The organism is Sulfitobacter sp. EhC04, from assembly GCF_001650875.1.
In the GTDB taxonomy this organism is placed as follows: domain Bacteria; phylum Pseudomonadota; class Alphaproteobacteria; order Rhodobacterales; family Rhodobacteraceae; genus Sulfitobacter.
In genome coordinates this window covers 1-26,927 of the sequence record NZ_LXYI01000053.1, presented here as the reverse complement: position 1 = coordinate 26,927, position 26,927 = coordinate 1, and the positions used below count along the sequence as shown (strand labels likewise).

Below are 26,927 nucleotides of genomic sequence, written 5' to 3'. Positions count from 1 at the left end.
AACGGCGCAATGGGGTGAGGTAGAGTTTCCAACCCGCAACTGAAATTGCCCAAAAACGCGCTGAAAATCTGGTAATGAAGTTTATGTTAATTATGAAAGTGCTCCTTCAAAAATCCGAGAGTCTATCTTATGTTAAATCTTTAATAAAATCGGCGCTGTTTGAATAGGCAACAAATTTAGAATCAAGTATTCTTCGCACCCACGCCATGGATGATTAGTTCCAGCATTTCATCTGCAATACTCTCTGGGTTAAGCGGCCCTTTCGGATTATACCAGATCGGCATCTGGTTGAAGGCCGAAAAAAGCACATGTGCGAGGCGCTTTGAGTCGCAATCGCGGATAGAACCGTCTTTGATCCCTTCTGCGATAATACTTTCAAGAAAATTCTGACCGTCTATCAGTGTCTGACGCAAATTCTTCTGATTTTCTCCGGTCAGATTGCGCCGCGCTTCGCGCATCAAGGCAGAGCCGAATTCGCTCACAACCATGTTCGCATAGACTCTAAAGAATACGCGGATACGATCAAGCCCGTTACCCTGAACTTCCTGTGCCGATGTGAAGCATAGCTCGACCCGCTCCAGCGAGATGCGGGCGCATTGCATCAGGATATCTTCTTTGTTTTTGGCGTAATAATAAAGCGCGGGCTTGGTGACTGCGAGTGCCGCTGCGATGTCATCCATCGATGTCTGTTTGTATCCGACTGTTGAAAACGAATGCGCGGCCAGATTGAGCATGGCCCGCCGTTTCAGCTTTTGCTGGCCTTTGGCATCTTTGGTTTTTTTGTGCCAATGGATTCTAGTCAAAGCTACTCTTTCAAAACCAACGGGCGGAACCGAAGCACCGCCCGCATTTATCACTGACAGACTAGTAGTCGAGCCCGCGGGCCGCAATAGTCCATTTACCGTCTTCGACTTTTGCCATAATCAGACTTTCGATGCCCTGATGGTCTTCCGGGCCAAAGCTGACCGACTGGCCGCCGATCGGATCAACATAGCTAGTGATCGCTTCGGTTGCGGCCAGAAATCCTTCGGTCGTCAGATCGCGACCAGCAGCTTCGAGCGCCACGGCAATCAGGTCGATGAAAACGTAACCAAGCTGCGCTTGTGGGGCCATCTTTTCACCGTAAATTTCGCTGTAACTCTCCAGGATACGTTTTGCTTCCCCTTCGGAGTCTCCTGCGTTCGCAAAAACAAAAGGCGATACCAGATATAGACCATCCATCGCGCCATCAGCGGCAGTCGCAACTGCATCCATATAGGACACCATTCCAGTCACGAAAGTCGGTTCAAAACCAAGCTTTTTAGATGTTGCAACAACTAGAATTGTATCGCGCACCCCACCCGCCAGAAACACGATATCGCAACCGGCGTTTTTCAATGTGGTTACAGACGAGAGCATATCGGATTCGGTTGCCGAATGCTCCGTTTTGGCCGCGACTTTCATGTCATACTCTGCCAATTGCTGCGTGACGCCAAGCGCCATTGATTCACCAGCTTCATTTGCGAGTTGCGCAATGCAGGGTGTTGAGAAATCACCATTTTCCTTGAAGTATGCAACGCCCGCGCGAAACTGGTCTGTATAGCTGCGAAAAAATGCGTATTTCATCGGATCCAATGGTTCATACATCTCGACCTCGGCCGACATCGGGAACATGTTGGGAATTCCCGCTTCAATTTGTTGCGGCATGATCGCTAGGTTCATCGGTGTGCCAAGCGCGCCAACCATCGCAAAAATCTGGTCGCGGCGCATCAGTTTGTTTGCAACCTGAATCGCGCGGGGCACCTGATATTGCGTGTCCTCGATTATAATCTCAAGCTGGCGACCGTGAATGCCGCCCGCCGCATTGATCTCGTCCACGCGCATGCGCAGGCCATTCGCCTCGGGCACACCCCAGACTGCCAACGGCCCGCTTAGGTCCGTATAGGTGCCAAGCGTGATCATGTCGTCGGTCACGCCCTGCAGCCCCTCGGCCATCGCGCCGGTGGCTGTCATTGCGGTAAACGCAAGTGCTGTTGCTAGTTTCTTCATTGGTCTCTCCCTTTGGTGTTTCAATACATCGTTTCGATCAGGTCTTTGTATTTGCGCTCGATCTCGTTGCGCTTAAGCTTCATCGTCGGAGTCAGCTCGTCGTCTTCGGCTGTCAAAAGTACGTCGATCAGCCGGAATTTCTTTACCTGCTCGACCGGCGCGAAACCGCTGTTCGCCTGTTCCACCTCGCCTTCGATCAAGTCCTGGATTTGGGTGTTTGCGCACAGGGATTTGTAGTTGGAAAACGGGATACGCTTTTCCTGCGCGTATTTTTCAACGTTTTCGTGGTCGATCATGATCAGCACGCTCAGGTATTTGCGCTTGTCCCCGATGATCACCGCATCAGAAATATAGGGCGAGAATTTGAGCTCGTTTTCCAACTGCGAAGGCGTAATGTTCTTGCCGCCTGCGGTGATGATGATGTCCTTCTTGCGGTCCAGAATAGTTAGGTCACCATTGGCATCCATCGTCCCAACATCACCCGTATAGACCCAGCCATCGACCACGGTTTCCGCCGTCTTTTCAGGCTGGTTCAGATAACCCGAAAAATTGCTGGATGAGCGAATGAGGATTTCACCGTCATCGGCCAGTTTCGCTTCGACATTGCGCATTGCCCGGCCGATGGAACCGATCGGTGATCTGCCCGGTATGGTTGCAGTCACAATGCCGGTTTCGGTCTGGCCATATGCCTCTTGTACTGTCACCCCAAGGGCATTGAACCAGCTGAGCAGTCGGGCTGAAATCGGTGCCGCACCCGATACGATCGTATGCGCGCGCGCCAGTCCCAGTTCGACCCTGATATTTCGAAGCACCAGAAAGTCCAGCACCTTATGCCTAAGCCTAAGCATCGTCGGCACAGATTTTCCCGCAGCAATCAATGCCTCCCTGCGTCCAGCCGTTTTCAGGGCTTGGTCATAGGCAAACCGGCCAAATGCGGTGGCATCATTCATCACAAAATTGATACGGGAATAGAATTTTTCCCACACGCGCGGCACCGCAAAGATGAATGTTGGCGCGACTTCCTGAATGTCAGCGGCAAATGTATCGCCGCTTTCCGCGATGTTGATGGTTATGCCGTGACGGATCGGCACGCAGACAGACAGGATCCGTTCGGCCGCGTGACACAGCGGCAGGAACGTCAAAACTTCATCGCCCGGTCCGAGCGGCAATTCGGGGTAATTATCCGATTGCGCTAGAAAGAAGCGGTGCGACATCGCGGCACCTTTGGGAGCACCGGTTGTGCCGGACGTATAGATCAGCGTTGCGATATCTTCGGGATCGCCCGCATCAACGCGGCGCTCAAATTCAACGCTCAGTTCTTCGATTTTAGCGTCCGACAGTGCGAGAAATTCTTCCCAGCCTATGACTTTGTCATGCTGGAAACTGCGCAACCCTTCCATATCAAATACGATAACTTTTTCGAGATGATCAAGCTGGTCCTCCACACCCAGATACTTATCTAGCTGCTCTTCATCCTCAACGAATAGCACCTTCGCTCCGCTATCGTTCAACTGATAGGCAACTTGCTTTTCCTGCAAAGTAGGATATAGCCCGTGAGTCGTGGCCCCGATGCACTGGATGCCAAGGTCGGCAAACACCCACTCCTTGTTGTCTTCACTAATGATCGCGGCCACGTCACCTTCACGGTAGCCCAACGCCATAAGTGAACACCCGACCCTGCGCGCGGATGCGTAATAGTCCAGCCAGCTGAATTCTTTCCAGATGCCGAAATCCTTTTCGCGGATTGCGATTTTGTTGCCGAACTTCTTGCAGTTCTGCCGGAACAGTTTGGAGAACGTGTCACAGCCGTCAATCTGGACCGGCGGCGGCGTCCATCCTGCGGTGGATTGGTCTTGCATTGTGTTCATCGCCACGTCTTTCTTGCTTTCCAGCGGCGGTCGCCGCGCGCACTTTCTGCTTTGATGCCAAGGTAGAATTCGCGAATGTCAGCACTTTTCATGAGAACGTCGCGTTCACCTTCCATAACGATCCGGCCGGTTTCAAGGACGTACCCGAAATCGGCGGCCGGCAGCGCAACACTGGCGTTCTGTTCAACCAGCAACATGGTCACGCCTTCTTCGACGTTGATCCGTTTGATGATCTGGAAAATCTCGGAAATCAGGAGCGGTGACAGGCCCAGCGACGGCTCGTCCAGCAACATCACGCGCGGACGCTGCATAAACGCGCGACCCAAAGCCAACATCTGTTGTTGCCCGCCAGATAGATAGATCGCCTGCTTTTCCAGAAAGGTGCGCAGCACGGGAAACCAGCCCAGCACCTTTTCCAAGTCACGCGCCACTTCATCGCGATCCTTGCGGCAATAGGCACCCATCATCAGGTTGTCCTTGACCGACAAGAGGGAAAACACTTCGCGCCCTTCGGGTGAATGGGCGATGCCGGCGCGCGCGATGACATCTGGGTCAAGCGCGGTGATATCGCGCCCTTCAAATTCCACCTGCCCCTTGAACGGATCAAGCGCGCCGGAGATGGTTTTCAAAATCGTCGTTTTGCCCGCCCCATTGGAGCCCATGACCGTAACGACCGACCCTTCCTTGACCGTCAGGCTGATGCCGCGAATGGCCATCACCCTGCCATACATCGTTTCGACGTTGCTGGCGCGCAGTACCTCGGTCATGCTGCCTGCCCTCCCAGATATGCCGCCTGAACATCGGGATCGCTTTGAACTTCGGATGCGCTGCCGCTTGCAAGAAACCGGCCTTCGTTGATGGCCAGCACCATGTCCGAAACTTTGTTCACCAGTTTCATGTCGTGTTCGATCATAACAACGGTGACACCCAGGACCTCGCGGATATCTTCAATCACAAAAGCAGTATCGTCGGTTTCCTCGCTGGTCAGTCCGCTTGACGGTTCGTCCAGCAACAGGATCTTTGGCTCCGACACCAACGCGCGGGCCATTTCGGTCTTTTTGCGCACGCCATACGGCAAATCCGCAACCCGTGCATGACGGTAGCCTTCGAGATCAAGAAACTCGATTATTTCTTCGGCTTTGCGGCGGTGGGCCAGTTCCTGACGCATCTGCGAACGGGTAAAAAACAGCTCACTCAGAGGCCCGAATTTGCCGTGACGGATGCGCCCGATCAGCAAGTTATCAAGCAATGACGCATGTTCGAACAGTTCGATATTCTGGAACGTCCGCGCAATGCCGTGGTTGATTACCTCATGGGATTTCGCTTTTCGCAGGCTTTTGCCGTTGAACCGGATGTCGCCTTGCGACGGATCGTAAATCCGGCAGATGAGGTTGAACACCGTGCTTTTGCCCGCGCCATTGGGGCCAATGATGGTGAACACCGACCCCGGTTCAACTGAAAAGCTCAAGCCATCCACCGCTTTCAAACCACCAAAGGAAAGCGATACGTTATCTATCTCCAACCCGTTCATCTTAAACGCTCCGTTTTGAGGAATGTCTTCTGACGCTGGAAACTGCGCTTCTTGTACATCGGGAACACGTTGAAATAGTGATGGATCTTGGTCCAGCGTCCATAAAGTCCGTCAGGTTCGAACAGGATGAACCCCAGCAGGATCAGACCGAATGCAAGACTATCGAAACCGCCGGACGTGGCGACTGCACTGGGCAGCACGATCTTGACCCAGCTCAACACGGTTGGCAGCAGCACGATAAAGAACGCCCCAAAAACCGCGCCGTGGATGGTTCCGATCCCGCCGACGACGATCATCAACAGCAGACGGATGGATTCCCCCATTCCGAAGGTTTCCGGCGTGATGTAGAAGAAGGCGTGCGCCAGCAGCCCGCCCGCGAGGCCCGCAAAAACTGCCGAGATGAAGAACGCATATGCCTTGAAGAAGGCCACATTGGTTCCCAACGCCCGCGCCGACACTTCGGAGTCGCGGATCGCAATCATGGCGCGACCCGACCTTGTGCGTGTCAGGTTGCGAACGATCAGGATACAACCCACGAAGATGACAAAATTCAGCAGATAAACTTTCCAGCTTTCGTCGATGGCCAGCCCGAGAATATTGATTTCCGGCACCGAAAGGCCACGATGACCGCCTGTGAAATCGCCCGCACCACCGATGAGCCGTTCGGTCACAATCGCAATCGAAAGCGTGGCAATCGCCAGATACAGCCCGTGCATCTTTCCGCAGATCCGTCCGACGGCCAACCCGACCAGCCCAGCCACCAACGCCGCTATCGGCAGCGACAAAAGCCACGGCACGCTGTAACGGGTCAGCAGGATCGTGTGAGTGTAGGCACCGATTGCGACAAACGCCGCCTGTCCGAAACTCACCTGCCCGGAAAATCCGGTCAGCACCATTAGCCCAAGACCCGCGATAGCATAGATGAATACGAATGAGAGTTCATCCAGAAAATAGCCGTCCAGAAACAGCGGCGCGGCCAGTGCGATCGCGGCAAACAGCAGATACCAGAATGCCTGTCCACGGTCGCGGAAAAGCTGGATGTCCTGAACATAGGATTTGCGAAAAATTACGCGCATGGCTTAGACCTTCTTTGCATAAATTTGGGCCAGCAGGCCTTGCGGACGGATCAACAGCACAAGGAACATGATCAAGTAGGCACCAATTCCTTTGAGGGTCGGGAACATGATATCGAAAAACGGTTCCGTCACACCGATCAGCAAGCAACCGATCACCGCACCGGGGATGGAGCCGAAACCACCGACAATTGCCCCTGCAAATGCCTTGAACCCGATAAAACCCATCTGCGTCGAAACCAACGTCATTGGCCCCAGGAGCAGTCCGGCAATCCCGCCAAAGATCGCGGACATTGCCCAGATCGAGGATGTCAGCCGTTTCACAGGAATACCCATGTAGAACGCTGCTAACTGGTTCAGGGACAACGCCTGCATGGCGACACCCTGCCGAGCGTAACGGAAAAACAGGTACAGCGCGCTGGCGACAACCGCGGTGACAACAATCGACAACACGCTGGCCCAAGAAATGATCACTGGGCCCAGTGTAAGATTGCCATCAACCGGAGCAGGCAACGAATAGTTGCCAAACCCCCAAATTATCCCTGCAACCGCCCTGAGCGCGATACCCAATGCCAGCGTCAGGATAAAGACAGTGAACACCGGCTGGCCCGTCAGGCGCCGCACCACAAGCGCTTCGACGCCGTAGCCGAATGCGCCCATGAAGACCAATGTCAACATCGCACCCAGCCAGTAGGGCATCCCCATCAGCACGATGAACTGATACCCGACAAATGCCCCCAGCATCATGAATTCGCCTTGGGCAAAATTCACCTGCTCAGTCGCCTTATACACAAGCACCAGACCAATCGCGATCAGGCTATAAAGGCACCCTTGTGACAGGCCGACCACAAAAAGCTGCATCGCATCGGCAAAAGACAAGGCAGTCATGCGTTGTTCCCCCAGTGTTCAAGGATTTCATCAAGGCTGATTTCTCCCGCATCTCCGGTCGTCGGTGTGTCGGGTTGTGTTCGCGAGAATCGCGGTGCGGGCGTCGGCATCTCGATGCCACCTACTGTGACAAAGCTGCCCCGGGCGCGATTATGCGCATGATCCGATGCGTCAGCCAGAGAAACCACAGGTGCGAAACACGCGTCGCTGCCTTCCAGAATATCGCACCATTCCTGTTGGGTCGCAGTCAGGAAAATCTCCGTAAGCGCGTCCATCATACTGGCCTGCGCGGTGGGTGCGTATTGATCGGCAAAGCGCGGATCGTCTGTGAGGCCCAGAAGTGCCAGAAGTTCGGCAAAAAATTGCGGTTCGAGACATCCAACGGACACATATTTGCCATCGCCCGTTTCGTAACAACGATACCACGCAACGCCGCCGTTGATAAAATCGCCAGACCGTTTATCAGACCAAGCGCCACATGCGACCAACCCGTGCTGCATGGTCATCAGCAGGTTAACCCCGTCCGTCATGGCCGTATCGACCACCTGCCCCTGCCCCGTGGCGCGCGCATGAGTCAGGGCTGCAAGGATACCAACGTTCAGCATCATCGCGCCGCCGCCCTGATCCGCGATCAGGTTCATCGGTGCAGGTGGCGGGCGGTCCGCATCGCCCAAACCCCAAACCGCACCGGTTATGGCGGCATAATTCATGTCGTGGCCCGCTGCATGTGCCAGCGGCCCTTCCTGTCCCCATCCGGTCAATCGGCCATAGACCAAGGCCGGATTGCGCGCCTGCACCTGTTCCGGACCAAATCCCAGCTTTTCCATTTTGCCCGGCCTGAACCCTTCGATCAGCACCTCGGCACGTTCGATCAACTGCCAGAGCCGGTCGACATCTCTGGCCTTTGTCAGGTCAAGTGTCAGGCTGCGGCGCGAGCGGTTGAACAGATTGTATTTCGCATCAATCGGCAACGGAAATTTCTGACCGGGCCGCGCGATGCGCACCACTTCAGCGCCCAGATCAGCCAGATGCATCGCAGCAAACGGCGCAGGGCCAAGACCTGCCATTTCAACAATGCGTACACCTTTGAGGGGACCTGAGCGTTGCAGCATCGCCCTATCTCGCCTGCAGGCGCGTGGCAGCATCAAGCCGCACGGTTTCGCCGTTCATATATGAATTCTCGATCAGAAAGGCGCAGCAATGAGCGAATTCTTCCATCCGGCCGACACGCTTGGGCGCTTCGACAGAGGCTTCGAGGTTTGCGATCACGTTGTCGGGCAGCGACATGACCATCGGCGTGCCGAACAGGCCGGGTGCAATCGCGTTGACGCGAATGCCCTTGGCACCCAGTTCGCGCGCGGCAGGCAGGTTAAGGCCCATCACCCCCGCCTTTGACGACGAATAAGCCGGCTGGCCGATTTGCCCTTCCATCGCAGCACCAGAGGAGACGTTGACAACAACACCGCGCTCTTCGCCGTTTTCGGGTTCATTCAACAACATCCGCTGAACAGCTTTGCTCATTACGTTGAATGTGCCGACAAGATTGATATCAACCGTGCGGCGGAATGTGTCGAGCGACGCGGCCTTGCCGTCACGGTCGATCACTTTCATCGGGCTGACGACCCCGGCGCAGTTGATGCACCCATGCAGCGCACCGAATTTTGAAACCACGGCGTCAACTGCCGCGTCCACGCCTTCATCGTCGGTCACATCGACGTTGCAGAACATTGCGTTTGAAGCACCCAGTTCCTTGACCAGCGCATCGCCAGCGCCCTGCGACATATCGAAAATACCAATCTTGGCACCGCGTGCTCGCAGATATTTCGCCGTCGCCGCGCCAAGACCCGATGCCCCGCCGGTGACGATGATTGTCTTGCCTTCGATTTCCATGACCGCTCCTATTTGAATGCCTGCACGCCGGTAAGCGTCCGTGCGATCAGCAATTTTTGTATTTCTGTAGTCCCGTCCGGGATCGGCCCGATAATGGCCTCGCGCGCCAGCCGTTCGACGATAAAATCGGTGGTGACACCATTGCCACCGTGGATCTGCACTGCTTGGCGCGTTGCGTTCACTGCGATTTCCGTGCCGTACCATTTGGCCATGGCACATTCCTTGTCGCAGCGTTCGCCGCGGTCGATCATGCCAGCGGCACGGAGGGTCAAAAGCCGCGCAGCATCAATCTCTGTGGCCATTACGGCGATCTTGTCTGCGATGAGCTGGTGACCCGCTATCTGCTTGCCGTGCTGGTTGCGTTCCTGCGCATATCTGATCGACTCTTCCAACGCGCGCCGTGCCAGGGAGATTCCCCACATGGCCATGTGAACGCGCGCCCGTTCAAACACCACAAGCGTTTGCTGCAAGCCGCGGCCGACCTCGCCTATCGTGTTTGCAATCGGCACACGCACGTCATCAAGAAAGATCTGTGCCGTGGATTGTGCGTTCAGACCCATTTTTTTGATGTCGCGGGTTTCATAGCCATGCTCTTTGCGATCCACTAGAATATGGGTCAGGCCCTCATCGGTGGCGCAGGTGCATATCAGGAAATCCGAAAAGCGACCATTGGTGATCCAGGTCTTTTCGCCATTGATCACCCAGTCATCGCCGTCCCGCCGCGCTCGGGTTTTGACAGCGGCCACATCGGACCCGACATTTGGTTCCGATATGCCCATCGACGCGGTAATTTCACCGGCAAGCAACGGACCGATATATTTTTTGCGAATCTCATCAGACCCGAGCTTCAGCAGAATCTCACCTGCCACCACGTTGATCAGAATGGGCAGCGCGATATCTATTGCCGTAACACCAACCTCTTCGAACAGCATCAGGTGGGTGGTCCAATCCAGCCCCATACCGCCCGCTTCTTCGGGATGCGGGGCCGATGTCAGACCGAACTCGGCAAGTCGCGTCATGAAACCCTGAATGACTTCTTTTTCGAACGGCGCATCCTTAACCTTCAGGTATTCCGGTTCGATCTGGTCATCCAGAAACCGGCGCAAGGAATCGCAAGCCATTATCTGCTCTTCGGTTTTGAACATCTTTCGCTCCTAGCGCCCGAGAATAAGGATGGAGGCCACGGCCTCTTCGATACCGATCAAACCGCCGCCATTTTCCGCGATGGCGATCCGCGCACCTTCGACCTGTCTAGGTCCACATTCACCGCGCAGTTGCGATACCAGTTCGTAAACCTGGCCCAACCCAGTCGCGCCAATCGGGTGGCCTTTGCATTCCAGCCCGCCCGACGGGTTCACCGGCACCCGCCCGCCGATGGAGGTGTCACCGCGCTCGGATGCAGCACCCCCTTCGCCAAATGGGAACAGCCCAAGGTTTTCGATCTGGATCAACTCACCCACCGCTGTTGCGTCATGCACTTCGGCAACTGATACGTCTTGGGGACCGATACCGGCGATTTCATATGCCCGCCGTGCCGCAATCGCGGTCAGGTGGTTCTCATAATCCTCCGGCGCGCGGTTTGATCCGGTCTGGATCACGCTGGCGCGCACTTCGATGGCACGATCCCGGCTGATCCCGAACTTTTTCAATCCGGCCTCGGTCATCAGAACCGCAGCGGCACCGCCATCGCTCATCGGGGCGCACATTGGCAGGGTCAAAGGATAAGTGATCGGTGGTGCGCTTAATATTTCGTCAACGGTATAAGGCGCGCGGAATTGCGCCTTTTCATTTTCAACCGAATGCATGTGGTTCTTTGCTGCAATCGCAGCAATCTGTTTTTGGGTCGTGCCGAACGTGCGCATATGCGCCAGCCCGAACGCTCCGTAAATCGCCATAAAGACTGAAAACGGCTTGTCCGAAGTGGTGTCATTCGGCACGTCGATGCCTTTGCCCAGCGCCATCAGTTTTTCGGTATTTTCCTCAACGGTGGACACATCCCACGCGCCATCGAAAAAGCTGAACATCTTAGCTTTGTCACCTGTCCACATTTTTTCGGCCCCAACGGCCAAAGCCACGTCACCCTCGCCTGCTTTGAGAAATTGAGCCGCAAGGTTCAACGCGGTTGACCCGCTGGCACATGCATTTTCGACGTTTACCATCGGGATGCCCTCAAATCCCATCTCGCGCAGGGTGATCTGGCCCGGGATCATCAACTGCGCCTCAAGATGTCGCTGTGTTGTGTTCGCGTAGTAGGCAGCCTGAATGTCATCCTTGCCAATGCCGGCGTCCGCCATCGCGCCATCGACAGCCTCGCAGGTCAGCGACTTTACCGTTGCCCCGTCGAGGCGTCCCATTTTGGTCATCGCGACCCCGGCAATGTAAATTTTTGTCATTTCAATCTCCGCTCATGTGCCGGTGAAAACCGGCTTTCGTTTTTCACCGAATGCGGCAAGTCCTTCGGCCGCATCGTTGGATTTCAGATGTTCGCGCAGCACGGCAAGTTCCTGTTTCAGCGCCTCCACCTGCGTCATTTCGATGGATGCATTGGCTACCCGCTTCATCTGCGACAGGACCAGCGGGCTTTTGGTCGCCAGCAACTGGCTGAACTCGTGCAGCCGCGCTTCAAGCGCGTCATCACCAACCACTTCCTGCACCAGCCCCATGCGCATCAATTCGCGCGCTGGTAGACTTTGGCCCGAAAACAAGAGGTATTTCGCGTTTGCGAGTCCGATCCGGCACGGCAAGACAGCAGCGCCGCCTGCGCCAGGGAACACACCAAAATTCGAATGAGCATCGCCAATTCTGGCGCTCTCGCCCGCAATCAGCACATCGCAACACATCGCGAGTTCCAGCCCGCCCGCAACGGTAATGCCATTCAGCCCGCCGATCACCGGTTTCGGCAAATCACGCAGCGCTTGAAACGTCGCGCCGATAGCGTCAAGAAAATCACCCTTTTGCGTATCGGCATCATCCAGACCAGCGAGGACTTCCTTCAGATTGGCACCGGCGCAAAACGCACGCCCCGCAGCCGTCAGCACAATTGCGCGCACCTGTTTTGCCACAGCGATCTCTCTTATCGCGGCGCGCAGTTCCCCAATGAGGTCGACAGAAAGTGCATTAAGACTGTTGGCCCTGTTCAACGTCAGCCACGCAACCGGACCACGGTATTCGACCAGTACATTCGCTTGAGTCATGCGTGCGTCTTTCTATTTACTTACCAGTAAGTAATCAAAAATATATAATCAAATCAAGAACTAATTTACGTTAGGTTACATAGGCTTGTAGGTTGTCGGTTTCTCCCGTCCGATTTGATCGGAGAATCAGCAATCCGGCGACATCAAGATAGTGCGTTCCCCGATGATGCGCGCGACATGAAAAAATGCCTCGCCGCGCGACACCTTGTGTTCAGGACGAACTTTTTGTGCCCAGATCCAGCGAGCCAGTCTGCATCATGCCGCCACAGACATATCCACCATCAACGACCAGTGTTTCACCGTTCACATATCGCGCATCAGGCGAGCCCAGATAGGCAACTGCCGCCGCGATATCCGCAGGGTCGGCCATGTAACCCGCCGGAATCATCGGCAACAGGCGCGCAACCGTTTCTTCGGTATAGGTGCTTTCGGTGAGCGGAGTTGTAATGGCGCCCGGTGCAATCGCGTTTGCCGTGACGCCATGCGCCGCAACTTCAAGCGCAATCTGGCGTGTCAGCCCCACCAAGGCCGCCTTGGACGTGCCGTAAGCCGTGCGCCCGACCCCTGCGCGGATGCCGCTGACCGACGTGATATTGATGATCCTGCCATATCGCTGACGAACCATTTCACGCGCAGCAAGTTGCGCGCACAACATGCTGCCTGTCAGGTTGATAGCCATAACGCGGTTCCAGTCTTCCAAAGGAAAATCGAGGAACGGATTAATCCCGACGATACCCGCATTGTTCACCAGCACATCCACGCATTTGTCCCAGCGTTCCGTCTCGTCAAATGCCGCATTCACCGATGCCGGATCCGACACATCAAGCTTTTGCCCAAGCGCTGTACCACCTGCCGCTTCGATCTGCTTGACCGTATCGGCTATGCCTGTTTCGGCAATATCAGTGACAACAACCCTCGCGCCCAACTCCGCCAGCCGCAAAGCAATCCCCTGTCCGATGCCAGAACCTGCACCGGTGACAAGTGCCACGCCGAAATCGTCACGATCTCTCATTGGTGGTTTTGTCATGCTGTAATCCTTTCATAAAGTGTAACAACCGCCGCACCGCCCAGCCCAACGTTATGCTGGAGGGCAAGCCGCGCATTATCGACCTGCCGGTTCTCTGCCTTTCCACGCAGTTGGTTGGTCAACTCAAAACACTGTGCCAGCCCCGTAGCACCCAGTGGATGCCCCTTTGACAGCAGACCACCAGACGGGTTCGTGACGTATTTCCCGCCAAAGGTGTTGTCGCCATCATCGACCAACTTTTCGCCATCACCTTCGGCACATAGCCCCAGGGCCTCGTAGGAAATCAATTCGTTCTGCGCGAAACAGTCATGCAATTCGATCACGTCGATATCGTCAGGACCCACGCCCGCCTTTTCATAGACCATGCGCGCGGCATCACGGCTCAGCCTGGCGCCAACCACTTCGATCATGTCGCCGGTTTCAGGGTCCAGCAGTTTATCCGTTGTCATTGCCTGCGCGCGGATTTGTACAGTTGTATCAAGGCCCATTTTTTCAGCGAACCCTTTGGACACCACAAGCGCCGCCGCAGCGCCGCAGGTGGGCGGACAAGCCATTGGCCGTGTCATTACACCGGGCCAGATCACCTGCGCACCCATTACATCCTGCGTGGTCATCTCCTTGCGGAAAACCGAGAGTGGGTTGTTCGCGGCATGGCGGCTAGCCTTGGCCCGAATTTTGGCGAATGTCTCCATCTTCGTACCAAATCGTTCCATATGCGCCTTGCCCGCACCGCCGAAATACCGAAGCGTCATCGGCAGATCGACGTCCCCTATCAGCCGGTCCGTGGCGGCATCAAATTCCGCCAGCGGTGACGGGCGATCGGGAAAGACAACACCCAACGCACCGGGGGCCATCTGTTCAAAACCCACCGCCAGCACACATTCTGCCACACCGCTTTCGACAGCCTGCCGTGCGAGGAAAAGCGCTGTTGAACCGCTCGAACAATTGTTGTTCACGTTGATAATCGGGATGCCCGTCATGCCCACGCGGTAAATCACACGCTGCCCGCTTGTGCTGTCGCCGTAAACATAGCTGGCATAGGCCTGTTGCACGTCTTCGAACGCGATACCGGCGTCATCCAGTGCAAGACGGATCGCCACCTCGCCCATCTCGTCGTAAGGTGCCGATGCGCCCGGTTTTGCAAAAGGGATCATGCCGACACCGGCAATAATGGCAGTCATTTTGGGTCTCCTTTTTTATGGTTTTTCGAATTGTGTATCGGGGTCGGTCAGCATCTGGCGCAACTCTGTCTTAAGTATTTTGCCGTAGCTGCTTTTGGGCAGTTCGAGAACAAAGCAATAGGCCTTGGGTCGCTTGAACCGCGCTATGTTATCCAGACAAAAACGGTCCAGCGCCTGTGCGGTCACGCCCGGCTCTGCCACGACAAACGCGATGACTTCCTCGCCCCATTCGGCCTCCTCGCGGCCAACAACATTAGTTTCGACCACGCCGGAATGACGCAGCAGCACCTCTTCGACCTCGCGCGGATAAATATTTGACCCGCCAGAAATGATCACGTCCTTGGACCGGTCCTTGAGCGTCAGGAAACCGTGGGCGTCCACGCTGCCAATGTCGCCGGTATGGAGCCAGCCGTCCCGCAAGGCTGACGCCGTTGCCGTTTCATTGCCCCAGTATCCCGCCATCACCACATCGCCACTGACGATCACTTCGCCCGCGACATCTGGGGGGCATTGTGTGCCTGTTTCATCCACCACACAGACCGTGACGCCGGTGCGTGGAATGCCGACGGATCCCAGCCAACTATCCGGAATTTCCCAGCTCAATATATGCGGTGGTAGATAAGTGATCGTACATGGTGCCTCGCCTTGTCCGTATCCGATCCAGATGCGGTTGCCCAACAGCGCCATCGCCCGGCGCAGGTCTGCGACATAAATCGGCGCACCGCCGCAGAACAACAGATCAAGGTTTTCGATGGCCGCCGTGTCAAGCGCAGGATAGGCCGTCAGACGCGTCAGCATCGTGGGTGCGACAAAAAAAGATGAATGGGGATATTCATGCAGCAACGTCACGATTTCATGCGGATCGAATCCACCGCTTTGCGGCACAACATTCGCCGCGCCCCGCTGCGCAAACGGTAGCATAAACAGCCCTGCCGCATGAGACAGCGGTGCCGGATGCAGCGCCGCCGACATTTCCGTAACCGGACACATATCGGCCAGAAAACTCGTGGTCATGGTCCAGAGGTTGCGGTGGGTCAGTATCGCCCCTTTCGGGCGGCCCGTCGTGCCGCTGGTATAAAAAATCCATGCCGGATCGGTTTGCGCAGCGTGTGCAGGCTGCAAATCCGCTGACGCTTGTAACGCCGCATTATATTCCGGTCCACCGACCGCAATGACTGCTGAAAACCCTTCGACGTCTTCCGGCCGGTCGGTAAAGGCAAGTGCGGCATCACAGTTAGCATGGATATAGGTCACTTCGTTAGGGTGCAGTTTGGCATTCAACGGAACGGCAACACATCCGGCAGTCCAGATGGCAAACAGGATCTCGATATATTCGGGCCGGTTGCCCATGAAGATCAGAACACGGTCACCTTTTACCAGATTGCGCTGTTTCAGCGCAGCGGCCAAGGCCGCGCTGCGGTACTGTAATTGGGTGTAGGTGCTGAACGTCGACAACCCCAAGCAGACGGCAGGTCGATCGCAATAGGCGCGCGCGGACTGTGTCAAAATGTACGCGATGTTCATAATTCTGCTCCCTAAATTCTGCGCGCTTGCCCCTGCCAGAACGTATCCCTGATGTCCTTTTTGCGCACTTTCCCAACGGGGCTGCGCGGCAGTTCATCCCAGAAGTCAACCGTTTTGGGGGCCTTTACGCTGCCAAGGTTTTCCTTGCACAATGCAATGATTGCTTCGGGTTCCACCGTTGCATCGGGTTTGAGTTCGATCACCGCCTTGATCGCTTCACCCCATTTTTCGTCAGGCACACCGATCACCGCGCAATCCTGCACGGCAGGATGCGACCAGATCACCTGCTCGACTTCCGAGGGATAAACGTTGAAGCCGCCCGAAATGATCATGTCTTTCTTGCGGTCCACGATATAAAGGTAACCCTCGTCATCCAGATACCCGATGTCGCCGGTATGGTGCCAACCGAACTGGGAAACCTCTGCGGTTGCTTCGGGGTTTTTGTAATACCCCTTCATCACCAGATTTCCGCGCACAACAATTTCACCATGCTCACCACGCGGCATAATGTTACCGTCATCATCCATGATCGCCATCGGTGTCAAAAGTGCGGGCCTGCCGCAACTTGCAAGCCGGTGTTCGCGGGCCGGATCTCCGATAACATTGTGATCCTCTGCCGTCAGCAGCGCGCAGAACATCGGCGATTCTGCTTGTCCGAAACACTGCGCCATGACCGGCCCAAAAATCTTCAGGCATTGGCGCAGCTTGTCAATGGCCATAGGTGCGGCGGCATAAAGAAAGAACCGCAATGACGGAAAGCTACGTTGCGCAACTTCCGGTTGCGACAACAGCATGTAAACGGCGGTCGGCGGCAGGAACAGATGGGTCACTCCCTCGCTTTCAATTGTGTCTAGAACGTTGGCGGCATCAAATCCCGGCAGGATGACGCTGCGCGCACCAGCGGCCATCAACGCAATGGCAAGCACCCCTGACGCGTGGGTCATAGGCGTGATCAGCAAATGCACAGGGTCAGGTCCGGCATCAAAACTGGCATAATAGTTCGCGATTAGCGTGGTCCAGTTCAACTGCGTCAGCATGATCCCCTTGGGCCGCCCCGTTGTCCCACCAGAGGATAAAATTCCGACAAGATCATCAGGGCCAAGCGGCACATCGGGATCGGTTGAAGGGGCCGCGGCCATCCAGTCTTCCAGCCATGGTGCCGCGCCGTCTTGTTTATCCAGACAGATGAATTTTTGTATCTTTGGGCAAAGTTCACGCAATTGTTCCAGCGCCGGTGCAAGATCGCTGTGATAAAACAGAATCTCCACATCATTATGATCCAGGATATACGCGTTTTCTTCTACGCCGTTCTTGGCATTGACGGGAACCCAGATCGTGCCGGCACGAAACAAGCCCAGCATAACTTCAAGGCCGCTCACGCAGTTGGGGCTGTAAACGCCGGCCATCTTGTCGCGTCCGTACCCTTCGGCAGTGATGGCATTGGCGAAACGATATGTGCGTTCCTGAACTTCGCCGTAACTCCGGCCGATTTTAGCATCTTCCAAAGCGATCACGTTAGGGTTGATTGCGACACCCCTGTCGAAGAAATCGATCACACGCATAACGGTTTCCTATCTTGGTTTCCGGGATTTTCCCGCCTTGCCAGTCTGAACTCATACACTGATGAGCTTTTCGATCTCTTCGCGGTTGGCCAGCAAATCTGCTGTCGTGCCGCTCCACTGGACGGTCCCGTTGTCGACAACGTACTGTCGATGGGCCAATTTCATCGGCACGCGCAGGTTCTGTTCAACCAGCAAAAGCGTCATACCTTCTTCGTTGATCCGCCGCATCGAATCGACCAATTCATCAACGATCAGCGGGGCAAGGCCTTCAGTCGGTTCGTCCAGCAGCAACAGTTCCGGATTAGTCAAAAGCGCGCGCGAAATCGCCAGCATTTGCTGTTCGCCGCCCGAAAGCGTGTTTCCCGCCTGTGACGCGCGATCAAGCAGCACCGGAAACATTTCAAAAATCCGGGTTTCGGTCCATGCGCCAGTGCGTCCCATGACGGTTGCGATGCGCAGGTTTTCATGCACTGTCAGATTGTCAAAAATGCGCCTGTCTTCGGGGACATACCCAATGCCCAGACGGCCCAGTTGGTTCGGGAGTCGCGCGGTAACGTCGTCCCCTTTCCAGACTCTGCGCCCTGAAACCGGTTGCTTTAAACCGATGATCGTCTTGAGAATGGTGCTTTTGCCTGCGCCATTGCGCCCGATCAGCGAAACAACTTCGCCCTGTGCGACTTCGATCGACACGCTATGCAACGCCTGCGCCTTGCCATAAGTGACATTGCAGCTTTCCAACGCAAGCAGCTTCATTCCTCTTCTCCCAGATAAGCCGCTCGCACCTCGGCGTTTGCGCGGATTTCTTCAGGGCTGCCAGACGCCAGAATTTGCCCTTGAACCATCACGACCAAAGCACTGGAGACCCGCATTACAACGTCCATGTTGTGTTCGATCAGCAGCACGGTGCGGCCCTTGACGATCCGTTTTATCAGCTCCATCGCAGGCCCGATCTGGTCATGTCCAACACCGGCCAATGGTTCATCGAGCAACAGGACCGATGGGTTGCTCAGCAATGCCAGCCCGACTTCCAATGCGCGTTGATCGCCGTGAGACAAGGTTTCGGCGGGGCGGTGCGCCATCACCGTCAGGCCGATCTCTTCGAGAACGCTTTCGGCCCGTTCCCTGACTGCAGGAAAGCGGCCCGCCGGAAGCCAGAAGGGCTGCAACCTGTACAGATGCGCAAAAGCAGCAAGTTGAAGGTTCTCAAGCACCGACATGCCGGCGAAGATCTTGGTGATCTGGAAACTGCGGCCCAGACCGATGCGGGTCCGTTTATGCACCGACAGGCCCGTTACATCGCGCCCGTCCAGCATCACTTGACCACCGCTTAGCTTGGCATGACCCGAAAGCGCATTCATCAACGTGGTCTTGCCCGCACCGTTAGGTCCGATAATCCCGTAAAGCTGACCCGGCTGGAAGTCGAACGTCACACCGTTGACAGCTTTCAACCCGCTGAAGGAGACCTGAATATCGTTGCAACTCAATGATCCGGCAGTCATTGCATGTCTCCTTCGTCCTGATCACCTTGGAACATTCCGGCAATACCGTTGCGTAGGAAGATGGTGGCAAAAATGAACACCAGACCAAGGATGCCGTACCAATATTGGGTGATTTGGCTCAGTTCTTCTTTCAGTAATTCAAACAAGGCCACGCCAAGAATCGGACCTAGCAATGTGCCTTTGCCGCCCAGCACGGTCATGATCAAAACGTCGCCCGATGTGGACCAATGCAGCATTTGCGGAGAGATGTAGAAGATCAACGATGCCAGCAGGGCTCCTGCAACACCTGCATACGCACCCGAAACGATAAACGCCGATTGGCGCAAGCTATGGACGTTGTATCCGAGTTGCGCGGCGCGCACGTCGTTCGCCTGTACCGCGCGCAATGCCCGCCCGAATGGCGACCCACGCAGCAATGCCATCAGCGCCAGTCCGATCAGGAAAACCGCCACGATAAACCCATAATAGTTGTGGTTGTCGTAGAAATTGATCCCGAACAAGTCAGGCCGCGGCACGCCTGGAATACCGTCCAATCCGCCGGTGATTGCGCGCAGCTTGTTGGACGCAAGGATGTACATCATCTGCGCCAGGGCCAGTGTCAGCAGTGCAAAAAAAAGCCCCGAAACCCGAAGCGCAAAAAGCCCCATCAGGTAAGCCAGCACCGCTCCGACAATCGCCGCTGCAAAAAGGCCCGGTATAAAACCGACGCCATAGCTGAGGGTGAGGATTGTGAGCGCATAACCCCCTGCCCCGAACAACGCCGCATGGCCGAATGACAGCATACCTGTCACCCCGAAGACCAGATCAAAGCCGATTGCGAACAAGGCCCAGATCAGGATCAGGCTGACAAGGTTCACCCATTGCTCATCCTGCACAAAAAACGGAACGATAATCATAACTGCGATAATAATGCCCATCAGGGCCTGACCGATAATCCTGCGTGTCATGCCGAACGCCCCTTTGTGCTAAACAAGCCCGCAGGCCGGAACATCAGCGTTCCGATCAACAGGGCAAAGGTAAGTAGTTCGACCCATTCAGTTGCGTAGGTATATCCGGCCGCCCGCGTCATGCCCAACAGCAACGACGCAAGGATTGCGCCGCGAATGTTCCCAAGCCCGCCGATGATCACCACGACAAAACAGTCGATGATAACGCTGAATCCCATGCCCAGTTCGATCGGCACCAACGGTGCGCTAACCACGCCACCAAGAGCCGCAAGATACGCACCAAGCGCAAAGACGCCGGTGCGAACCCGGTTTACATTTACACCGAGTGTCTGAGCCATTTCCGGATCGGAACTGGCGGCGCGAATAATCATGCCCCATTTGCTACGGTCCAGCAGCAAGAACAGTGCCAGAGAAACCGCTGCACCAAAACCGATTACAAAAAGCCGGTATGACGGTATTTGACTGCCAAACATGGAAATCGGTGCCATGAAGATTTCTGGTGTCGGCACTTGCTTATAGTCAAATCCCCAGATCATCTTTGTCGCGTCGTCGATGACCAGAATGAATCCGAAAGTGAGTAAAAGCTGAAAAATGTGGTCGCGGTCATAGACCTGTTTCAGCGCCAAAATTTCGATCAGCGCACCAACACAGGCGACGATCAGCGGCGCAAACAGCAGTCCCAACCAGAACGATCCGGTCATATGAACAATTTGATACCCGACAAACGCGCCAAGCATATAAAGCGCGCCATGGGCAAAGTTGATCACCCCCAACATGCCAAAAATAAGGGTCAAGCCCGCTGCCAGCAGAAACAGCAGAAAGCTGAGACTCAGCCCGATCACGATAATGGACATATTCAGGGTTCCTCAGTTTCACCCCAAAAAAGCGGGCGACGCATGTCGCGAGGGAACAGCGCCGCCCAGTTCAGGGAGGATCGATTAACAGTCGCTAAACAGGCTATTTGCCGAAAACTCTTCGGTGATTTTCATGGTGAGGTCCGGCAATGGTGCCTCGCCCTTCACAACTTCACCCCAAAGACCGACCTGTTTGGCCTGATGGTCACAAGCGCGCATTTCCTTGCGCCCTTCGACCGAATTTTCATAGACCGATGTTTCAAATGCATCGACCCAGGTTTCCACATCCCAGCTGTCAGTCGCTTCGATGACATCCATCCACCAGCGAAGACCGTCAAATGCCTCGCCCGCGAAGGCCGAAGGGTAGTCACCGTTTGCGTCACGGTAGGCCGTCACGAATTCGGCGTTTGCCGGATTGTCGAGCGAGAAGTGATAACGCACGCCGGAGTTCACGCCCAATGCGGCCTCGCCTGTCGCGGCTGCAAAGATTTCATCCTGAAGCACGGGGCCGAACAGCACTTTGTTCTGACCCATCCCAACCTGACCTGCCTGCTTGCAGAAGGTGACGCCGTCATTGCCCGTTGCCACAACCAGAATACCATCGGCGTCCGAACGCGCCATCTTGTCGATGATGACCGAAAAGTCGCGGTTGCCAAGCGGGGCAAAGTCATTCCCGACGATCTCGACACCGGCGGCTTTTGCTTTTGCGGCAAAGTCGTCAAAGGCGCTGCGCGTGGCCTGATAATCAGCCGTGACCGCGTATACTCTCTTGATCCCGCGTTTCTTTACGAATTCAACACACATGTTCATTTCCATGGCCAACGTGTTGGACGTACGGAATGAGTAACGCGCACCGTCCATCTTGGTAATGCTGTCGTCTGCGGAAATCGTGACCAGATGCGGCACCTTGCGCTGTGTGGACAGGCTTTGCAGTGCCAGAGTCGACGCTGAGCTGACCGCGCCAAACATCAATTGCGTGCCTTCCGCCAACAGCCGGCTTGCTTTTTGTACGGCGGGCTGGGGTTTGGTTTCATCGTCTTCCCAGCTGAAGCGGACTTTTTTGCCCAACAATTCGCCACCCCGCATGGCCACGGCAAGTTCCGCGCCTTTGCGCATGTCATTGCCGATCAAGCCGTATGCGCCCGAGAAAGACAGAATGCCCGCAATGTGATAATCTTCGGGCGTTGCGGCCCGCAGAACCATTGGCGCAGGCAAGGTACTGGCCAAAGTTAGCGCCCCGGCGCTGCGTAGAAAATTCCGACGTTTCATAGTTTTCCTCCCGGTTTCACGCCCCAAGAAGTTTCTCCTGCAAGGCGAATGATGCGCTGCCCGGGATAAATCGTTCCCGGAAAAGCAGAATACTATCAGCAAGTTTGGCGGGTTTTATCATACGTCGGATCAGCAATCGGGCGGTAACAAATCATGGATTTGCAAATGGCGCAAAAGTGCATCTGATCGCGACCGTGTCCCTAACCCTCCCCCATCTCTTGCATCAAGCATCGCAGGGTTAGGACTGGCAGGGAATGTCCGAAAACGCCACAAATTTGACATTTTCTGCCAAATCGATATTATTTACCCATCAGTAGAATTTTGAGGTCATCGTCATGAAGGTGGGCTTGCTCCAAAACCTGCGTCTTCCCAAACATAGCATCCAGTTCATGTGTGACGTGCTGATCGAACACGGCATTGATCCTGACCCATTGCTCAAAGAAGCAGGTTTGCAGCTCAGCCTTCTCTCGGATCCATGGGGCACGCTGGACGGTATTCAGGAACTCACATTCCTGCGTGCCTTTTGCCGGAGTACAGCGCATATTGAAGGTGTCGCTTTTGTCACCGGTCTGCGTTACAGCCTGATCTCGTATGGCCCTATCGGGCTTGCCACGCTAGTTTCAGAGAATGTGACAGCGGGGCTGAGGGTTTTCACGCAAATGCAGGGGCTGGGATACGCACTGCTGGCATATGACATCACAGAGGACGATGAAGGTTTTGCAACAGGGTTTGTTGCCGACGACCAGTATGTACCGCCCGATCTTCTGGATTTTGTTCATGAACGGCTGCTTGGGTCCGGCCCGACCTTCTTCCGGGACCTGCGTCAAGAAAACCTGCCCATCCGTCTGATCGAATGCCCGTTGGACCGCCCGAAAGGCTGGATGAACCTAGAAGCGCGCTGGCAAACCGAAATCGTGTATCGCGCACCGCGCAGTTGCATTCACTTTCATCCTGGAACAGGCGCGCTGAAACTGCCGCTGGCGAATGCCCTTCTTGCGGTAAACTATCGTGTTTTGTGCGAGAATATGCTTGAAACCGGCCCCAAGCATACCGGAACAGCAAATTCGGTTTATCAGGTGTTGATGCAGGTGCGCGGCGTTTTTCCCAATGCGCCGGAAGTGGCCGAAACGCTTCATTTGTCAGAACGCTCTTTACATCGAAAACTTGCCAGTCAGTCGATGAGCTATCGCCAGATTATCGATAGCGTGCGCTTGCGCCGCGCACGGGAGCTTCTTGATACATCCGAGTTACCGCTGGCTGAAGTTGCAGATCGCCTCGGTTTTTCGGAAACTGCCAGCCTGTCGCGATTTTTCCGGCGGGTTTCAGGGGATTCGCCGTCCGCATATCGAAAAACCAGCAAAGGGTTATTCGCCAGTTCACGTTAGGATTAGACGACGAGACGCTAACACGACCATATATCAGAACGGAGTGACGCCATGAACAAGTCCGATGACGAAACGCTCACCTTCAAAGAGATGGTCGGGAAATTCGACGTCACCCCCCGAACCCTGCGGTATTACGAATATCTCGAACTTCTCAAACCCACGCTACAAGGGCGTGAACGAAGTTATGATCGCAAACAGATCGCGCGGTTCAAGCTGATCTTGCGAGGTCGTCGGTTCGGAATGAAGCTTGAAGATATAAGAGTTTGGTTAGAAATATATAAAAACAGGGGCTCAAGAGCGCAGCTTCGCGAATGGGCAAGGATATCAAAAATCCTCGAAAATAAGCTTCGCGCCGAGATAAAAGAAAGAGAGGAAGCTCTGGCAGAATTACGAGAAACCTCAAAGCTCGCCAATGAATTGAATTTCAAAAAGTGATCCCGAAACCGTAAGCGGTGTTCCGATCACACGGTTTGGACGTAGTTCCAGGGCAGGAGCTCATTGATCTGGCTTTGCCGATGTCCATTGACGATAGCGGTGAGGGTCTGGGTCAGATAGCCGTGCGGTTCCATTCCGTTCAGCTTGCAGGTCTCGCAGAGGGAGGCCAGAACTGCCCAATTTTGGGCCCCGGCTTCGTGACCTGCGAAAAGACTGTTTTTGCGACCGATGGCAATGGGGCGGATGGTGCGTTCGACGGTGTTGTTGTCCATCTCGATGCGGCCATCGGTGAGAAACAGGATCAGCCCGTCCCAGTATTTTGCGATGTATTTGAGCGCCTCGCCAGTTGGGGATTTGGCTGAGACCTGCGCTCTGGCTTGTTCCAGCCAAGTTTTGAAGTCCGCGACCATCGGGGCGGATTTGTCCTGCCGAACGGCCAGCCTCTGGGATGCAGGCAAGCTGCGGATTTGCGCCTCGACGCGATAAAGAGCTGTGATCTGCCTGAGCCCTTCCTGCGCAATCGGCGCTGCGCTGTTTTTGGTCAGCTCGAACAGCTTGCGTCGGGCATGCGCCCAGCAGTAGGCGAGCCGGATGTTGGCTTGCCGTTTTGGGTCAATTACACGGTTGTATCCGGTATAGCCGTCGACCTGAAGAATGCCGTCAAAGCCCTTCAGAATATCCACCGCATATTTGCCGGATCGCCCCGGCGCATATGTGAACGCCACGCCGGGTGGATCATCTCCATTCCATGGTCGGTCATCTCGGGCCAAGGCCCAGAAGTATCCCTTCTTCACCTTGCCCTTGCCGGGGTCGAGCACGGGGGCGGTGGTCTCGTCCATAAAGAGCTTGGTCGAGCGCTTCAGGTCGGCGATCAGTGCGTCGTAGACCGGGGCCAGCTCCCAGGCAGCTTTGCCCACCCATGCCGCCAGTGTGGACCGATCGAGATCGACACCCTGCCGCGCATAGATTTGAGCCTGTCGATACAGCGGCAGGTGATCCGCGAACTTGGCAACGATGACACTGGCCACCGTCGCCTCGGTCGGCAGGCCACTCTCGATCAGGCGTGAGACTGCCGGAGCCTGAACGACGCCACTCTCACAGGACCGGCAGGCATACTTTGGACGACGGGTGACAATCACACGGAACTGGGCCGGGATAATATCCAGTCGCTCGCTGGTATCTTCGCCGATCACATGCCGATCACAGCCACAATCGCATGTCGTGCTCTCGGGCGTGATGATTTCTTCGACACGGGGCAAGTGTTTGGGCAACGCGCCCCGGTTAGCGTTCCGCTTTCTGGGCTGCGCCTTGGGCGGATCAATCGCCTCGTCTTCCGCATGCACTATTGCAATTGCCGTCTCGATGTCCTCCAGCGCCAGCTGATACTGGTCTGGATCGGCCTTCTCAGACTTGGCGCCGAACATCGCCCGCTTGAAGTCTGCCACCAGCTTTTCCAGCCGGACGATCCGCTCCTCCTTGCGCTCTATCACTGCGTCACGCTCAGCCAGTCGCGCATCACGCTCGGATGCGCGCTCTTCTGCTGCCCGCAAAAGGGCCTGCAAGGTCGCAACATCCGTGGGAAGATCGGCGGGGAAGCTCATGGGCCAAACCTACCAAAAACAGCAAGCCACCACCGCCCCAAAAAGACCGTCTGATTCACTCTGCCGCAGCCGGTGGTGCCACTTCCCGGGCAGTCACCCGTCGCCAGTCAAGCCCGGCAAACAGCGCCTCGAACTGCGCCGGATCAAGCCGCATGACGCCGTCCGTCACCTTTGGCCATTTGAAGCTGTTCTGCTCCAGTCGCTTGTAGGACATCACGAGACCGGAGCCGTCCCAGTAGATCAGCTTCAGCCGATCCGCACGCTTGGCGCGGAACACATAGACAGCGCCGTCAAAGGGCTTGTAACGCAGATGGCTTTGCACCAATGCCGCCAGCCCATCATGCCCCTTGCGAAAGTCGACCGGTTTGGTCGCCACGAATATCTTCACCCCCGGGCCCGGATGGATCATAGCGCCATGACAATCTCGGCAATGCGCCCGGCCGGGGTCGATGCATCCAGCCGGATCACCACATCTCCCTTGACGATATCGAGCGTGCCTGATCGTCCCGCACCGACAGGCGCCTCCGCTGGCACTGCCGCTTCCTCGATCTCAACCGGCACAAATCCCATGCCATCCAGATTGGGCAAAACCAGCTTGCCCTGCCGCGCCATGCGACGCCAATCCGAAACCGTGCTCGGGATCAAATCATAGCGCCCAGCCACCCCCTTGACCGTCTCACCCGCGATCAACGTCTCCGCCACAACCCGGGCCTTCAGATCCAATGGCCACTCCCGCTTGCCGTCTGAGCGCCGAGGCACAGGTGTGAGAAACTCGCTTGTAGCTCCCATCGAGAAACTCCCTCAAATCAATGAAGGACCTCAATCGCAGAACAAACCTTAGTGCGGAAGGATGGGGGTAAGGCACCGCTTACCCGAAACCCAACGCACCGACCAAATAGATGGCTGGTTGATGCAAACACCCATAATTTGGAAGCGAATGGATGGAGCTAGCTCTAAAACACAATCGACAAAGTGCTGGGACGTAAAATTTCGCTTTTACAACATACAGCGGGTCCCTGCGCATTATTTGCCATAAGCGCGCTTATGCGTGTTTCTGCCCACATTCCAGGCAAATACTAAGTTGCAATCCGCCACATTCGAAACCGCCCCAGCCCTGTCACCTCACGTGTCGTAGTACCCTAATAAAAGAGAAATTACCGCTTCTGGCCTA

At 55.6% G+C, this 26,927-nt stretch carries 26 protein-coding genes; 2 read left to right on the top strand and 24 right to left on the bottom strand.

Annotated elements, in window-relative coordinates; genetic code table 11:
- Positions 1-182 precede the first annotated feature (182 nt).
- The 21 genes from A8B82_RS20035 to A8B82_RS19935 form a co-directional block, all read right to left on the bottom strand.
- Complete coding sequence (locus A8B82_RS20035) at positions 183-803, bottom strand: TetR/AcrR family transcriptional regulator (protein WP_064223631.1); 621 nt, start codon at positions 801-803, stop codon at positions 183-185.
- A 61-nt stretch (positions 804-864) separates the two neighbouring features.
- Positions 865-2,028 carry an ABC transporter substrate-binding protein gene (locus A8B82_RS20030; protein ID WP_039965744.1) on the bottom strand — a complete coding sequence of 388 codons (1,164 nt, stop codon included), beginning with the start codon at positions 2,026-2,028 and terminating at the stop codon, positions 865-867.
- Positions 2,029-2,048: 20 nt separating this feature from the next.
- The gene (locus A8B82_RS20025) at positions 2,049-3,887 is read right to left on the bottom strand and encodes an AMP-dependent synthetase/ligase (protein ID WP_050757564.1); all 1,839 of its coding nucleotides are present in this window, start codon (positions 3,885-3,887) and stop codon (positions 2,049-2,051) included.
- 5 nt (positions 3,888-3,892) lie between these two features.
- Complete coding sequence (locus tag A8B82_RS20020; RefSeq protein WP_064223630.1) at positions 3,893-4,663, bottom strand: ABC transporter ATP-binding protein; 771 nt, start codon at positions 4,661-4,663, stop codon at positions 3,893-3,895.
- On the bottom strand, positions 4,660-5,427 hold the full coding sequence (locus A8B82_RS20015; RefSeq protein WP_009808037.1) for an ABC transporter ATP-binding protein: 768 nt from the start codon (positions 5,425-5,427) through the stop codon (positions 4,660-4,662). The genes A8B82_RS20020 and A8B82_RS20015 overlap by 4 nt, the downstream gene beginning before the upstream one ends.
- Positions 5,424-6,503 carry a branched-chain amino acid ABC transporter permease gene (locus A8B82_RS20010; RefSeq protein ID WP_009808036.1) on the bottom strand — a complete coding sequence of 360 codons (1,080 nt, stop codon included), beginning with the start codon at positions 6,501-6,503 and terminating at the stop codon, positions 5,424-5,426. Before A8B82_RS20010 ends, A8B82_RS20015 begins: the two co-directional genes overlap by 4 nt.
- Before the next feature lie 3 nt (positions 6,504-6,506).
- Positions 6,507-7,388 carry a branched-chain amino acid ABC transporter permease gene (locus tag A8B82_RS20005; protein ID WP_009808035.1) on the bottom strand — a complete coding sequence of 294 codons (882 nt, stop codon included), beginning with the start codon at positions 7,386-7,388 and terminating at the stop codon, positions 6,507-6,509.
- A complete protein-coding gene (locus A8B82_RS20000) occupies positions 7,385-8,500 on the bottom strand; it encodes a CaiB/BaiF CoA transferase family protein (RefSeq protein ID WP_009808034.1) in 1,116 nt (371 codons plus the stop codon). The genes A8B82_RS20005 and A8B82_RS20000 overlap by 4 nt, the downstream gene beginning before the upstream one ends.
- A 4-nt stretch (positions 8,501-8,504) precedes the next feature.
- Complete coding sequence (locus A8B82_RS19995; protein WP_009808033.1) at positions 8,505-9,278, bottom strand: SDR family NAD(P)-dependent oxidoreductase; 774 nt, start codon at positions 9,276-9,278, stop codon at positions 8,505-8,507.
- A gap of 8 nt (positions 9,279-9,286) precedes the next feature.
- A complete protein-coding gene (locus A8B82_RS19990; RefSeq protein WP_009808032.1) occupies positions 9,287-10,423 on the bottom strand; it encodes an acyl-CoA dehydrogenase family protein in 1,137 nt (378 codons plus the stop codon).
- A 9-nt stretch (positions 10,424-10,432) separates the two neighbouring features.
- A complete protein-coding gene (locus tag A8B82_RS19985) occupies positions 10,433-11,671 on the bottom strand; it encodes a thiolase family protein (RefSeq protein ID WP_009808031.1) in 1,239 nt (412 codons plus the stop codon).
- A 12-nt stretch (positions 11,672-11,683) separates the two neighbouring features.
- Positions 11,684-12,472, bottom strand: a complete 789-nt coding sequence (locus A8B82_RS19980) for an enoyl-CoA hydratase/isomerase family protein (protein ID WP_009808030.1) — start codon at positions 12,470-12,472, stop codon at positions 11,684-11,686.
- A 211-nt stretch (positions 12,473-12,683) separates the two neighbouring features.
- Entirely contained in the window at positions 12,684-13,499 is an 816-nt protein-coding gene (locus A8B82_RS19975) for an SDR family NAD(P)-dependent oxidoreductase (protein ID WP_229678646.1), read from the bottom strand.
- Positions 13,496-14,680: a lipid-transfer protein gene (locus A8B82_RS19970; RefSeq protein ID WP_009808028.1), complete on the bottom strand. Its 1,185-nt coding sequence runs from the start codon at positions 14,678-14,680 to the stop codon at positions 13,496-13,498. The genes A8B82_RS19975 and A8B82_RS19970 overlap by 4 nt, the downstream gene beginning before the upstream one ends.
- Before the next feature lie 15 nt (positions 14,681-14,695).
- Positions 14,696-16,204, bottom strand: coding sequence for a class I adenylate-forming enzyme family protein (locus A8B82_RS19965; RefSeq protein ID WP_067296561.1), 1,509 nt, complete (start codon positions 16,202-16,204; stop codon positions 14,696-14,698).
- 11 nt (positions 16,205-16,215) lie between these two features.
- Positions 16,216-17,766: an AMP-binding protein gene (locus A8B82_RS19960; protein WP_067296559.1), complete on the bottom strand. Its 1,551-nt coding sequence runs from the start codon at positions 17,764-17,766 to the stop codon at positions 16,216-16,218.
- A 51-nt stretch (positions 17,767-17,817) separates the two neighbouring features.
- Entirely contained in the window at positions 17,818-18,519 is a 702-nt protein-coding gene (locus A8B82_RS19955; RefSeq protein WP_176832926.1) for an ABC transporter ATP-binding protein, read from the bottom strand.
- Entirely contained in the window at positions 18,516-19,265 is a 750-nt protein-coding gene (locus A8B82_RS19950; protein ID WP_064223626.1) for an ABC transporter ATP-binding protein, read from the bottom strand. The genes A8B82_RS19955 and A8B82_RS19950 overlap by 4 nt, the downstream gene beginning before the upstream one ends.
- On the bottom strand, positions 19,262-20,182 hold the full coding sequence (locus A8B82_RS19945; protein WP_064223646.1) for a branched-chain amino acid ABC transporter permease: 921 nt from the start codon (positions 20,180-20,182) through the stop codon (positions 19,262-19,264). The genes A8B82_RS19950 and A8B82_RS19945 overlap by 4 nt, the downstream gene beginning before the upstream one ends.
- 26 nt (positions 20,183-20,208) lie before the next feature.
- Positions 20,209-21,066, bottom strand: coding sequence for a branched-chain amino acid ABC transporter permease (locus tag A8B82_RS19940; RefSeq protein ID WP_064223625.1), 858 nt, complete (start codon positions 21,064-21,066; stop codon positions 20,209-20,211).
- Between the two features lie 84 nt (positions 21,067-21,150).
- Positions 21,151-22,335 carry an ABC transporter substrate-binding protein gene (locus A8B82_RS19935; protein ID WP_067296557.1) on the bottom strand — a complete coding sequence of 395 codons (1,185 nt, stop codon included), beginning with the start codon at positions 22,333-22,335 and terminating at the stop codon, positions 21,151-21,153.
- A 335-nt stretch (positions 22,336-22,670) separates the two neighbouring features.
- Here A8B82_RS19935 and A8B82_RS19925 point away from each other — a divergent pair, with 335 nt between their 5' ends.
- On the top strand, positions 22,671-23,720 hold the full coding sequence (locus A8B82_RS19925; RefSeq protein WP_064223623.1) for an AraC family transcriptional regulator: 1,050 nt from the start codon (positions 22,671-22,673) through the stop codon (positions 23,718-23,720).
- 51 nt (positions 23,721-23,771) lie between these two features.
- Positions 23,772-24,155, top strand: a complete 384-nt coding sequence (locus A8B82_RS19920; protein ID WP_064223622.1) for a MerR family transcriptional regulator — start codon at positions 23,772-23,774, stop codon at positions 24,153-24,155.
- A 26-nt stretch (positions 24,156-24,181) separates the two neighbouring features.
- On the opposite strand, the gene tnpC is transcribed toward A8B82_RS19920, so the two are convergent.
- From tnpC to A8B82_RS19905, 3 genes are read right to left on the bottom strand one after another with little or no spacing between them, the layout of a single operon-like run.
- The gene (gene tnpC / locus A8B82_RS19915; protein WP_067296551.1) at positions 24,182-25,756 is read right to left on the bottom strand and encodes an IS66 family transposase; all 1,575 of its coding nucleotides are present in this window, start codon (positions 25,754-25,756) and stop codon (positions 24,182-24,184) included.
- Positions 25,757-25,811: 55 nt separating this feature from the next.
- Positions 25,812-26,165, bottom strand: coding sequence for an IS66 family insertion sequence element accessory protein TnpB (gene tnpB, locus A8B82_RS19910; RefSeq protein WP_067296546.1), 354 nt, complete (start codon positions 26,163-26,165; stop codon positions 25,812-25,814).
- Positions 26,162-26,545 carry a transposase gene (locus A8B82_RS19905; protein WP_037238706.1) on the bottom strand — a complete coding sequence of 128 codons (384 nt, stop codon included), beginning with the start codon at positions 26,543-26,545 and terminating at the stop codon, positions 26,162-26,164. The genes tnpB and A8B82_RS19905 overlap by 4 nt, the downstream gene beginning before the upstream one ends.
- Between the last annotated feature and the right edge of the window lie 382 nt (positions 26,546-26,927).